Genomic DNA, 12,360 nt, shown 5'->3' on the forward strand with positions numbered 1-12,360 from the left:
CTCTCGCTCATTTTGGCGGCACGAGGGTGCAACGCTCGTTGATGCAAACGAGATCGCGATCCTCGCAGCAATCCGCGCTCGTCACGCAGACCTCGAGCTCGTCCGAGCACGTGCCGTCCGGCGGACCACATCGCAAAGCCGGGGGATTTCCCTTGGGATCACATCGCCCGCCGCAGCATTGCACGCCGCTCTCGCAGGCCTCGCCGTCCTTCCGGCACGGCTCGAGGACCCAGAAGCCGCGCGTGTTGCCCGACTCGAGCTCCTGCCCCGCGAGGTAAAACGCGGGGTGCGAGGGATCGACGCCGGGCGGCGCGTCGATGTCGATGGCGGCGATCCAGAGCCGCTTGGTATCCGTCTCCGGCCCCGTCAGCTTGTTCCCATAGGTGCGGCGCGAGGTGAACATGACCCAGAAATAACCTCCGGAGGCGAAAGGAGCGACGGACGGGATGTAGTTCTTCCGTTCGTCGCGGTCGCCCGCGGGCATGGCGCCGTCGCCATTCAATCGCTGGAGATAGACCGGCAGCTTGGTCACCCGGTCGACGGCGAGCAGCCGCCCCTCGTTGACGGGGGTCGTCTCTTTCCAGGTCGCGAGATCGCCGCTCTGGCCGTCCTGATACACGACATAACGGCCGTCGGGCGTGAACGAGGGCCACGAGAGGTGGTGTCCGACCTTGGGTGCGGCGAGGACATCGTAATCGCTGAACGTCCGGCTCGCCGCGTCGTACCGGAGGATGGCGAGGACGCTCGGGTAAGGGAAGACGGGGTCGCGATCCGTGAACGCGAGCCAGGCGCCGTCGTGCGAGAAGGCAGGCGTCTGCGCATGATATGATTCGATCCCGCTCGACGGGATCACGACGCCCGCGCGCGTCCGCAATTCGCTCGCGAAGGGCCCCGCCGAGGAGCCGGCCGTGTTGGGAGGCCAGTACCCACCAGGCAGGGCGCTCGTGACCAGGACGTCGCCGCCTTTCGGATAAAGCGCGGCGAACGCGGCTCGCTCCGGCTCCTTCCAGAGGAGCGGGGGATCGATGCTCGCCGCAGAGAGATCGAAGGTGCCGCCGGGCCCGTCATGGTTCGCGGCCGCGAGGGTGGACCCGTCGGCGGAGACGCCGTGACACACGGTGCAGCCGCCGATCAGCACCTCCGGGCTCTTGGCCCCGGCCTTGATTCGCATGACCGCGCCCGTCTTCTGGGCGAGCAAAGAGTCGTACGTGTTGTAATAAATGGAACCGTGGAGGGCGCCGGGCGCGAGCCGCCACGTCCGTGAGATCGGTCCGTATTTCTTGCCCCCGGAGAGCTTCTCGACGCGGACCTCGACCTGCGCGCCGCCCGCCGAGGCGCCGAGCGCGTCCCAGGCGGGCTGTGACATCACGAGACGTGTGCCCTTCGAGCCCTGGTTGAAGAACCCTTCGTACTCGAAGTCGCTGGCCACGATTCGGACCGAAAACACCTCGCCGGGCGCGCTTCCTTCGCTCAGATGGATCTCCGGCGCGGGTATGCCGCGAGGAAAGACCGTATCATCATAAGGATAAAGGAACCGAAAATCAGGATCCACGAGCCCCGGAGGGCCCCGGAGCGCGTCGATCTGCGCAGGGACGAGGCCAGGATCGGTATCGACGGCGCGGATCCGCACACGGAGCGTGGTCGCGGTCGCGTATGCGCCGTGAGCGCAGCGCACCTGAACCTGTCCGGCGCGCTGGCCGTTCGGGGTGAACACGCCCGCCGACGAGAGGACGCCGAGGTCGCCGTGCCCCAGGGAAAACGTGACGTCGGGGAGGGCCGCGCCGGTGAGGTTGTCGATACACTTGAAAGCCACGGTCTGCCCCGCGAGCGGCAAGGCCAGCGAGAGGACGGGGCTCTCCGGGTCGAGCCGGAGGCGATCGGAGACCCCTGCGTCGAACGAATCGCCGCCCCCGCCCTCGGATCCAGCCATGCTCGTCGTACCCCCGAGCGGATTGGCGCACGAGGTGAGCGCGAGCCACCCGGCGAGAGCCATGCGCGAGACGCGCCTGGAGAGACGACCGTGCCTGGCGCACGGGGCAATGAGCTTCGACATCATGGAGGGAGGGGCCAAGGGTGCACCTCGATGCACGCGGGTGACATCGAGACACCAATGGGATCCATATCATCGATGCATACCCGGTGCCGAATCTCCGGCGCGCCTTTCCCGGTGAAAATGACCGTTCCACCCGCGACCCCTTGCGCAATTTTGCGCTCGACGCGCAAGCTTGCCCAAGTTGTGCGTTTCTCCTGTCCACTTAGTCCGGGAGGACGGGCGCGGGCGGCGGCGCGGGGGCGGGAGGCGCGGCGCCGGGCTTCTGGGCGAACGCAGCGGGCTGGTTGCCGAGAGAAACGAATAACCCGAGGGCGAGTGCGAAGAAGGAAGAGCCGCGAAACATCGGCGGGCCGACTCTACCGCGCCCCGCCTCCCCTGTCCCGAACGGCCCGGGGCTCACTCACAAGTCTCCAACTGGGAATCGTTTTACGCACTTGCCACAGGGGAGAGAGGGCGAAGTGGAAAACTTTTACTCGCGACCCTCGAGGGGGAGTCCAAATTTGTGAAAAGTTTGCGTGGTGCCCTCACGTAGCGAGGGCGAAGTGGAAAAATTTTCCAGATCTTGGTCTCCTGAGAGTCCCCTTTCTGGAAAACTTTTCCACCTGGGCCTCGCTCACCGAAGGCCGGGTCCAAAACGGTTCCTCTTGCGCCCTGCACGTCAACCATGGAAGGAAGCGCCATGGCGAAGCGCATCTACTTCTTCGGGGGCGGGCAGGCCGACGGCGACGGGACGCAGAAGGCACTGCTCGGCGGCAAGGGCGCGGGGCTCCACGAGATGACCCGGCTCGGCATCCCCGTGCCGCCCGGCTTCACGATCACGACGGAGGTCTGCACGGCCTTCTTCGCCTCGGGCGGGAAGATGCCTGACGGCGTGATCGACGAGGCGCGCGACGCCATCCGGCGGGTCGAGGAGATCGTGGGCAGCCGCTTCGGCGACCCCTCGAACCCGCTGCTCGTGAGCGTGCGCTCGGGCGCGCGCGCGTCGATGCCCGGGATGATGGACACGATCCTGAACCTCGGCCTGAACGAGGCGATCGTGGCCGGCCTCGGCGAGCGCACGAAAAACGCGCGCTTCGCGCTCGACGCCTACCGCAGGTTCATCGTGACGTACGCGGACGTGGTGCTCGGGCTGCACCGGAAGCGCTTCGACGACGCGCTGGAGATCGCCCGGCGCAAGGCCGCCGCGGCGCGCGGGATGGTGGAGGCGCAGAGGCTCACGGTGGCGGAGCTGCAGCGCAAGCTGCCCGACTCGATGTTCGACGAGGAGACACTTCGTTCGCTCGTGAAGGAGCAACGCCGCATCGTGCAGGAGGAGACGGGCGCGCCGTTCCCGGACGATCCGTGGGCGCAGCTCGAGGGCGCGGTCGTGGCGGTGTTCCGGAGCTGGAACAACAACCGCGCGAAGACCTACCGCAAGATGCACGACATCCCCGAGGCGTGGGGCACCGCGTGCAACGTGCAAGCGATGGTGTTCGGCAACCTCGGTGAAGACTCGGGCACGGGCGTGGCGTTCACGCGGGACCCGTCGACGGGCGAGAAGCGCTTCTTCGGCGAGTGGCTGGCGAACGCGCAAGGCGAGGACGTGGTGGCCGGCGTACGCACGCCGAACCCCGTCGCGAAGGGTCAAGGCAACGACGAGGGCTCGCTCGAGGTGCGCATGCCGGAGGCGTACGCGGAGCTCATGCGCACGCAGGAGCGGCTGGAGAAGCACTTCCGCGACATGCAGGACCTCGAGTTCACGGTGCAGTCGGGCAAGCTGTACCTGCTCCAGACGCGCAACGGGAAACGCACGGGGCGCGCGGGCGTGCGGATCGCGGTGGAGATGGCGAAGGAGGGGCTCATCGATCAACGCGAGGCGGTGATGCGCGTCGACCCGGCGTCGATCGAGCAGCTCCTGCACCCGACGATCGATCCGAAGGCGCCGAAGAAGCTGCTCGCGCGGGGGCTCCCTGCGAGCCCGGGCGCGGCGAGCGGGCAGGTGGTGTTCCACGCGGACGAGGCGGAGCGGAAGGCCGCGCAAGGGCTGCCGGTGATCCTGGTGCGCGCGGAGACGTCGCCCGAGGACATCCACGGGATGAAGGCGGCGAACGGGATCCTGACGGCGCGCGGCGGCATGACGAGCCACGCGGCGGTGGTGGCGCGTGGCATGGGCAAGTGCTGCGTCGCAGGCTGCTCGGCGGTCGCCGTGAGTTACGAGACGGCGACGATGACCGTGACGATCTACGACGAGCTCGGTCGGCCCACGGACACGGTAAGCGTGAAGGCGGGCGACGTGATCACGCTCGATGGCGCGACGGGTTCGGTCTACCTCGGCGCGATCCCGACGGCGCCGGCGTCGCTGTCGGCGGAGTACGAGGAGCTCATGCGCTGGGCGGACACGTCGCGGCGCCTGAAGGTGCTGGCGAACGCGGACACGGGCGCAGACGCGAAGACGGCGCGATCGTACGGGGCCGAAGGGATCGGGCTCTGCCGCACGGAGCACATGTTCTTCGACGACAAACGGATCGCGGCGGTGCGCGAGATGATCCTCGCCCGCGACGTGGAGGCGCGTAAAGCGGCGCTCGCGAAGCTCTTGCCCTACCAGCGCGAGGACTTCGTCGCGATCTTCCAGGAGATGTCCGGGCTGCCCGTGACGATCCGGCTGCTCGATCCGCCGCTGCACGAGTTCCTGCCGCAGGAGCGCAAGCAGATCGAGGAGCTGGCGCAGGTGATGAAGGTCCGGCCGGCGGAGCTCGTGCGCAAGGTGGAGGAGCTGCACGAGCTGAACCCGATGCTCGGCCACCGCGGCTGTCGGCTCGGGGTGACGTTCCCGGAGATCAACGAGATGCAAGCGCGCGCGATCTTCGAGGCGGCGTGCGAGGTGGCCGAGAAGGGCGAGGCGCCGAAGCTCGAGATCATGATCCCGCTGGCGATGACGCGGAAGGAGCTCGCGCTGGCGAAGGCGACGATCGTGCGGGTGGCGAGCGAGGTGTTCGCCGAGAAGGGCCGGTCGGTGGCGTACCTGTTCGGCACGATGATCGAGCTGCCCCGCGCGGCGCTGCGCGCCTCGGAGCTCGCCGAGGAGGCGGAGTTCATGAGCTTCGGGACGAACGATCTGACGCAGACGACGATGGGGATCTCGCGCGACGACGCGGGGAAGTTCCTCGGGGCGTACGTGGAGGCGGGGATCCTGCCGAAGGATCCGTTCCAGAGCCTCGACACGGAGGGCGTGGGCGAGCTCGTGGCGATCGCGTGCGAGCGCGGCCGGAAGACGCGGCCGAACCTGGAGCTCGGCGTGTGCGGCGAGCACGGCGGTGATCCGGCGTCGATCCGGTTCTTCGAGCGGGTGAAGCTCGACTACGTGTCGTGCTCGCCGCTGCGGGTGCCGATCGCGCGGCTCGCGGCGGCGCAAGCGGCGCTGGCCGAGGGCGCGGCGACGACGTTGCAGACGACGGCCTGATCCCCCCGCCTCCCCCCACCCTCCGGCTTTACAGCCGCCGCCTGCCGGTGCACCTTCTCCGCATGGGCATCTTCGACCGGATGGGCAAGGTCATCTCGAGCAACGTCAACGCGCTCCTCGACAAGGCAGAAGACCCGAAAAAGTCGGTCGATCTGATCATCGAGGAGATGAAGGAGCAGATCCGCGCGGCGCGTAAGGAGCTGGTCGAGGCGGTGGCGGCCGAGAAGGTGCTGCGCAAGAAGGTCGACGAGATCGACGCCGAGACGCAGAAGTGGGAGCGCCGCGCCGAGCTCGCCCTGAAGGCCGGCGACGAGTCGCTCGCGCGCGAGGCGCTCGTGCAGAAGAAGCGCATCATCGCCGAGCGCGACCGCGCCGAAGCCCTGCGCGCCGAGCAACGCGCGGCCGCGCTGAACATGAAAAAAGAGCTCGAGCGCATGGAGCAGAAGCAGCAGGAGCTCGAGGCGCGCAAAGGGACGATCGCGACGCAGCTCCAGCAGGCGAAGGCCGGCGGCGGCGCCGAGGGTCTCGGCGGACGTGGGACGGGCGGCGCGTTCGCGGAGTTCCGGCGCATGGAGGACAAGATCGAAGGCAAGGTCGCCGAGGTGGCCGCCGCGCGCGAGCTCGACGACGCGCTGCGCTCGGGCGGGATGAGCGACATGGAGCTCGAGTCGAAGTTCGCGCAGCTCGAAGGCGGCGGGACGATCTCGAAGGACGGGAAGCCGTCGAACCCGGAGATCGACGACGAGCTCGCCGCGCTGAAGAAGAAGATCCGGATCGGCTGATCAGGGCATCGCCGACGGGTCGGCGCAGCAGCGGAAGCCGGTCTGCGAGTTGGCCGATGCGCGCGCGATCGTGCTCGCCGTGGAGCAATCCATGTCGACTTGCTTGCTGGAATAGCCACCTCCGCGGCGCCGACAGTTGTGCTCCGCGGGTGTACCGGCGTCCTCGGCCTCGTCGCAGGAGTCTTCCCACTCCCAGACGTTCCCGCTCAGGTCGAAGATCCCGAGGAAGCCACCTTCACACGTGGTGACGCCGACCGCGAGGGGCTTGTCGTCGGCGGCGTCCTTGTCCTGCCCGTTGCAAGCGACCGGATCGTACGTGTCACCGTAAGGGTAGGTCCTCGTGCCCCCGGCGGTACATACGTTGTGCCATTGGCTCAGCGCTTCATCGGCCGCGCTCTCGGAGAATGGCAAAGGCCCGCCGTCGATACGGCCGCAGAGCCGCTTCTCGTGCGCCGCACAGTACGCGTAGGCGTCGCACCAGTCGACGTTCGCCATGGGCAGGTTGCTCTTCGGCGGGACGGTTTGCGGGAGGAGGGACGTGTTCCACTCGCATTGCGGAGGCTGGGTGAGCATCGGCATCGTCTCCGCCCAGGAGACGTACGCCGCGCTCGTGACCTCGGTGCTGTCGATGCAATAGAAGTTGCCACCGGCCGGAGCCTGCACCTGCACCATACCTGGCTTCCCGGGGCACGCGACGACGGAGGCTCCACCACCCGCGCCGCCTTGTCCGCCCGAGCCCGACGAGGAGCTCGACGAGCTCGCTCCACCCACGCCGCCCGCGCCGCCCATTCCCCCCACGCCCATTCCACCGCTGCCACCCGCGCCGCCCGCCGAGCTCGAGCTGCCCGACCCAGCCGACGGCGGCGGAGCATCGACCCCACCCTCGCCAAAACACCCGGCCGCGATCACGAGCGGACAAGCCACGAGCATCAAGCAAACGGCGACGCGCATGGCGTCGACGATGACACACGTCGCCCGCGAACCGCAACGGGGGAGCGATGGAGGGACGGACGCACGCGCCGTCCGTCACGCCACGCCGACACCTACTTCGCCGTGTTGCGCCCGAGCGCCACGACGTTGTCCACCGCGCTCGCGCTCCCCTCGCCCATCGCCACCTTCACCCGAGGTTTGGCGCGGAGCAAGCTCACCACCAGCGTGAGGCCCCATCCATCCTCACTGCGAATTTGCACGGCGCCGTGGCTGTCCTCGATCGCCATGATCAGCCGCCCCAGGACCTCGAGCCCCGGCGGCGCCGCGCCGGGCGCGATGAGCACACGCTGCAGCGCCGACTCGGGCAAACCAAAACCGAGGCTCCAGTCGAGGATCGAGAGCTCGACCGCCGTGCTCGTCTCCCGCACCGAGATCACCGGCGGCTGCGCCGAAGGCGACTGGCCCGCCGCCTCGACCATGAACGCCTCGAGCGCCTTCTCCAGCGCAGACCGATGCCCGATCACGTGGCCCATGCCCCGCATCGGCTCGATCTTCACCTGCCGCCCCGTCGTCCGCGCCGTGCCCGCGACCGCCTGCGCGATCACCTCGGAGAGCGGGAACGCGCTCAGCGGATCATGCGTCGGCGCCGTGGCGAGCGCGCGGACGTTCGTGGGTTTGTCCTCGGGCTGCTCGACGACCGACGCGACGTACCCGACGATCGAGGAGAAGCCGTCCGCCTTCTGCCGGAGCGCTCGTACCGTCAAGACAAACGTCGGCGAGGTGCCCGGCTGGCTGCGGCCCGTGAGGCCCGCTTCGCTCTGCAGCACCTCGGCCAGGCTCGTCGAGGCCTCCTCCGCCGTGCAGCCCGTGAGCGCGACGAGGATCTGGCTCAGGTGGATCGAGCCCGGCGGGAGCGCGCCGTCGGCCGACTCGGGCGGGACGGAGACACCACGCGCGCCGAGCCATCGACCAAGCTCGCGGCTCGTGAGCCGCACGTCGCCGAGCGCGTCCGCATAAAAGAGGCCGACGGGGGAGCTGCGCAGCACCTCGCTGAACGTGGCGATCTCCTTCGCCGCGACGTCGGCGCGGTGCACGAGGCGCTCGGACGGAGGCAAGGGCGCGTCGAGAAGGCGCGCGCCGGAGATGGGCTCGCCCTCGCCCAGGTTGCCGAGCCTGCGCCGCCGCGCGATGAGCGCGAGCTCGCGCGCGAGGCGCTCGAGCCGCTCGGGCGACTTGGTGAACGCAGCCTCGGCCTTCGCGCCGCAGAAGAACACGTAACCCTCGGTCTCGCCGAGCGCGATGAGCGGCACGACGAGCGTGGGCTCGCCGGGGTTCTTCAGGTAGTCCGTGACCACGTGCGGGGCCGCGACGCCGCTGTCGTTGATGTACGGCCTGCGGCGCACGTCGCGGCGACGCTCGGCGATGAGGTGCTCGCCGATGTCGCCGTCGTCCCAGAACTTGAGGTGCCACTCGGCCGGAGGCAGCTCCGCGACGAGCACGAAGTCAGCCGGGAAGAGCTTGCCCGCGAGCCGGCCGAGGCGCGGCCAGAAGGCCGCGTCAGGCTCGGTCTGCACGCGCCGGAAGACGCCGTCGCGGCCGAGCAGATCCGAGGTGCGGGTGACCGCGCGCCGCCAGCCCGAGAGGTCGAGCGAGAGCGCCACGATCGCGCCCGCGAGCATACCCGCGACGAGGCTCGCCGAAGGCAAGAGGCCACGCGTCGTCGACGCGGCGAGGATCGCTTGCCCGAGGATCGTCGCGGTCACGCACACGCCGAGCGTGACGAGCGCGGCCTTGATCGACGCGACCCTCCGGGCGAACGCGAGGAGCACGACCGAGAGCGCCGCGACGAGCGCGCTGATCCAGCGCGGAGCCTCGCGCCGCGCGCCGCCGTCGAGCAGACCGCCGAGCGCAGAGGCGACGTGGGTGCCCATGGACGTCGCAGCCGCGCCCTGCGCGCTCGCGCGGGGCTCGAACGGCGAGTCGAGCGCGGCGATCACCACGCGCCCGGCCGCGACGGAGTGCGGCGTCCGCCCCCCAGCGATGTCGGCGAGCGCGACCTTCGGCACGCTCTCGGCCGGCGCGGGCACGATCCACGGCGCCTCCTTGATCCCGAGCGCGGCGAGCGCCGGACGATCCGCGGGCGACGCCGCGAAGCCGATCGCCGCGCCCCGCGAGCCTCGCCGCACGATGCCGGGTGGCAGCACCTGGAGCGACGCGGCCCGCTCCGTGTCCGGCTTGCTGCGGTTCACGCAGAACGCGTCGAGCGGCGGCACCATGAGCACGCCACGCGCGTGTCCAATCACGACGAGCTCCTCCAGCGTGCCGATGCAGTCGCGTTCGGCGAGCACCTCGGGCGAGGTGTGGACGACGAGCACGTGCGACGAGGGGCTCTGGCCCGCGATCGCGCGCAGGGTGAGCTCACGCGCCTCGTCGTCGGCCGCGCCGAGCGGCGCGATCGCAGCCGTGATACCCGCGACGAGGATGGCCGTGGCTTCGAGGCGAGCGCGGCTCGAAAGGCGTGAGCGATCCTTCTCGAACGCCATCGGCCGCGGGGCGCGAAACGGCTTCGGGATCTTGCGTGTCTCGAGAAGGCGTCGGGCGAAACTTCGCATCGAGGGGGTACGGGTTCAGCGTGAGCGGCAATTTTCCTGCCACCGGACCGATGCCCGGTAGAGCTCACCCGTCTCGCTGTGGGAACGTCGATCGTTGCACTTTCTCGATCCTGGAATATCGACCGGTTTGCTCCCGTGGTGCCCCTACGGGTCTGGATCGCAGCGGTCTCCGGTCCTCACCGTAGATGTTTGCAGTCCTCACGCAGCCTGGCCGTTATACCTCAAAGTCCCAGCGGCGTGGGCGGATCCATGGGCCGGTTCTCGATGCTACCAGGGCCCGTGCCCAGGATCCCATTTCTCGGGCCCGTCCAAATACTGCTTTCTTTCCGGACATTTCAGCACGATTCTGCCCCGGACGCGTGCTGCGCATCACCCGGAATCGGTGGATTTTTTCCCCGCATGGAGGGAGCATCGCCCACCATGCTCTCCTTGCGATTCCCTTCCTCCACCACGGCGAGGGTGATCACACTGCTCGCCCTCGTGAACGGCACGGCCTTCGCCGCAGCTAGCTGCAGCGGAGACGGCGGGGAGACACTCCCCACCGGCGGCACCGGCGCAGGCCCCGCACAAGGCGGCGCAGGCGGCGTCGGCGGCATCGGCGGCGCAGGCGGCGTCGGCGGGGAAGGAGGGAGCGGGGGCCAAGGCGGAGAGGCCGGCAGTGGCGGCATCGGCGGCAAGGGCGGCGCAGGCGGCGTCGGCGGCGCGGGTGGCGAAGGCGGTCAGGCGGGCGCGGGCGGCATGGGCGGCATGGGCGGCATGGCCGCGTCGAGCAGCAGCTCGTCGAGCTCGTCCAGCAGCAGCTCGTCGAGCTCGTCCAGCAGCTCGTCGAGTTCGTCCAGCAGCTCGTCGAGCGGCGCGGGTGGTGGTGAGCCGGACGCGGGCGAGCTGCCCGACGCGCTGCCGGATTTCACGGACGCCGAGCTCGAACCCGTGACGAGCATCGACGGCATCCCGAACCCGCTGCCGGGCGTCTACTACGACATGGGCGCCGCAGATCCGGCCGCGGAGTTCCGCTCGCTGATCGCCTTCCCGATGCGGGACAAGATCATCCTCGAGGAGATCGTCCGCAACATGTACGACCCGGGCCATCCGATGTTCCGGAGCTACATGTCGGTCGATCAGTGGATGACCGCGCACGCGCCGCCGGAGGCCGATCCGCACCTGGTGAAGCTCTGGCTCGAGTCGGAGGGCTTCCAGGTGCCGTACGTCGCGGCGAACCGGATGTTGCTCCAGTTCAAGGGGACCGTCGCGCAGTTCAACGAGACGTTCCAGACGACGCTGCACGTCTTCGAGCGCGAGAACCCGCAGCCGGGTGGCCCGCTCATCGACGTGTACGGCACGCTCGAGCCGCTGAAGGTGCCGCTCTGGGTGGCGCAGCGGATCGGCGGCGTGATCACCTGCGATCTGCCGGCGCCGAAGGGCCCGCTCACGCCCGAGAGCGGCGGCATCGTCGTGCAGGCCCCGCAGAACGTGTCCCAGTACGACTCGACGCCCGCGAAGATCGCCAAGGCGTACGCGATCGATCAGCTCCACGCGATGGGCTACCGCGGCCAGGGCGTGAAGCTCGGCGTCACCGTGGGCGCGACGTTCCGGTTCAAGGATCTGCAGACGTTCTGGCAGTCGTTCGGGATCATCCGCGACGATCCCACCGTCATCACGACGATGGAGCCGCTCGGCACGCGGTACGTGGAGACGACGCTCGACACGCAGTGGTCGGGCGCGATGGCGCCCATGGCGGAGCTGCACGTGTACTCGGGGCCCGACTCGCGCAACACGTCGATGGTCTACACGTTCAACGAGGCGATCGGCCGCGGCGAGGTCTCGGTGATCACGGACTCGTTCGCGCATCGCGAGGACTCCGAGCCCGCGCCGGTGCGCATCCAGTACAACGACTCGGCCCTGCAAGCGGCGGCGCTCGGCATCACCGTGATGGCGGCGTCGGGCGACTCGGCCGGACAGGACACACCCTCGGTGAGCCCGTGGGTGACGGCCGTCGGCGGCACGCGCCTCCTGTGGAACTCGAGCGGCACGACCGTCACGGGCGAGACCGCGTGGCCCGCGTCGGGCTGCGGCGACTCGCTCACCTTCCTGAAGCCCGATTGGCAGATGCCGTTCGTGACGAACGTGGAGATCGAGGGGCGACGCGCGACGAGCGACGTCGGCCTCAACGCCTCGCCGTCGTCGCCGTTCTGGATCTACTACATCAACCCGAACGGACCGGGCTCGACGTGGCAGCGCTACGGCGGCACGTCGTTCTCGTCGCCGGTCTTCGCGGGGCTCCTCGCGTCGGTGAACAGCTACCGCGCGGCGAACAACCTGCCGAACCTCGGCTGGATCAACTCGATCCTCTACACGAACGACGCAGTGAAGGCGACGTTCAAGGACATCACGTCGAGCGGCCCTGCGACCAAACCCGCCAAGGCCGGCTGGGATTATCCGACGGGATGGGGGGCGCCCAACGCGATGGGGCTCGCGCTCACCTTCCCCTGATCGAGGAACACGCGTTGACTCGACAGCGCGGCCGGGCCGGCGCGAAGATGGGGC

The 12,360-nt window shown here is 69.3% G+C and carries 7 protein-coding genes; 3 read left to right on the top strand and 4 right to left on the bottom strand.

Annotation, left to right across the window (positions count from 1 at the left end; genetic code table 11):
- Nucleotides 1-7: 7 nt before the first annotated feature.
- Nucleotides 8-1,930: a TolB-like translocation protein gene (locus GF068_RS10565; protein WP_170319414.1), complete on the bottom strand. Its 1,923-nt coding sequence runs from the start codon at nt 1,928-1,930 to the stop codon at nt 8-10.
- A 325-nt stretch (nt 1,931-2,255) separates the two neighbouring features.
- Nucleotides 2,256-2,396: a hypothetical protein gene (locus GF068_RS10570; protein ID WP_153819254.1), complete on the bottom strand. Its 141-nt coding sequence runs from the start codon at nt 2,394-2,396 to the stop codon at nt 2,256-2,258.
- Nucleotides 2,397-2,732: 336 nt separating this feature from the next.
- Between GF068_RS10570 and ppdK the strand changes: the two genes are divergently transcribed.
- Nucleotides 2,733-5,492, top strand: a complete 2,760-nt coding sequence (gene ppdK / locus GF068_RS10575; RefSeq protein ID WP_153819255.1) for a pyruvate, phosphate dikinase — start codon at nt 2,733-2,735, stop codon at nt 5,490-5,492.
- Nucleotides 5,493-5,554: 62 nt separating this feature from the next.
- On the top strand, nt 5,555-6,274 hold the full coding sequence (locus tag GF068_RS10580) for a PspA/IM30 family protein (RefSeq protein ID WP_153819256.1): 720 nt from the start codon (nt 5,555-5,557) through the stop codon (nt 6,272-6,274).
- On the opposite strand, the gene GF068_RS10585 is transcribed toward GF068_RS10580, so the two are convergent.
- On the bottom strand, nt 6,275-7,225 hold the full coding sequence (locus GF068_RS10585) for a formylglycine-generating enzyme family protein (protein ID WP_153819257.1): 951 nt from the start codon (nt 7,223-7,225) through the stop codon (nt 6,275-6,277). It abuts the gene before it with no gap.
- A gap of 92 nt (nt 7,226-7,317) precedes the next feature.
- Entirely contained in the window at nt 7,318-9,747 is a 2,430-nt protein-coding gene (locus tag GF068_RS10590; RefSeq protein WP_153819258.1) for a hypothetical protein, read from the bottom strand.
- Nucleotides 9,748-10,236: 489 nt separating this feature from the next.
- Between GF068_RS10590 and GF068_RS10595 the strand changes: the two genes are divergently transcribed.
- Entirely contained in the window at nt 10,237-12,306 is a 2,070-nt protein-coding gene (locus GF068_RS10595) for a S53 family peptidase (protein WP_153819259.1), read from the top strand.
- Nucleotides 12,307-12,360: the final 54 nt, after the last annotated feature.

It is taken from the genome of Polyangium spumosum (assembly GCF_009649845.1).
In the GTDB taxonomy this organism is placed as follows: domain Bacteria; phylum Myxococcota_A; class Polyangia; order Polyangiales; family Polyangiaceae; genus Polyangium; species Polyangium spumosum.

Excerpts from the sequence above, each read along its gene's own strand:
- GF068_RS10570 (WP_153819254.1), bottom strand. The coding sequence starts at position 2,396 with ATGTTTCGCGGCTCTTCCTTCTTCGCACTCGCCCTCGGGTTATTCGTT.
- GF068_RS10565 (WP_170319414.1), bottom strand. The coding sequence starts at position 1,930 with ATGGCTGGATCCGAGGGCGGGGGCGGCGATTCGTTCGACGCAGGGGTC.
- GF068_RS10590 (WP_153819258.1), bottom strand. The coding sequence starts at position 9,747 with ATGGCGTTCGAGAAGGATCGCTCACGCCTTTCGAGCCGCGCTCGCCTC.
- GF068_RS10595 (WP_153819259.1), top strand. The coding sequence starts at position 10,237 with ATGCTCTCCTTGCGATTCCCTTCCTCCACCACGGCGAGGGTGATCACA.
- GF068_RS10580 (WP_153819256.1), top strand. The coding sequence starts at position 5,555 with ATGGGCATCTTCGACCGGATGGGCAAGGTCATCTCGAGCAACGTCAAC.
- ppdK (WP_153819255.1), top strand. The coding sequence starts at position 2,733 with ATGGCGAAGCGCATCTACTTCTTCGGGGGCGGGCAGGCCGACGGCGAC.
- GF068_RS10585 (WP_153819257.1), bottom strand. The coding sequence starts at position 7,225 with ATGCGCGTCGCCGTTTGCTTGATGCTCGTGGCTTGTCCGCTCGTGATC.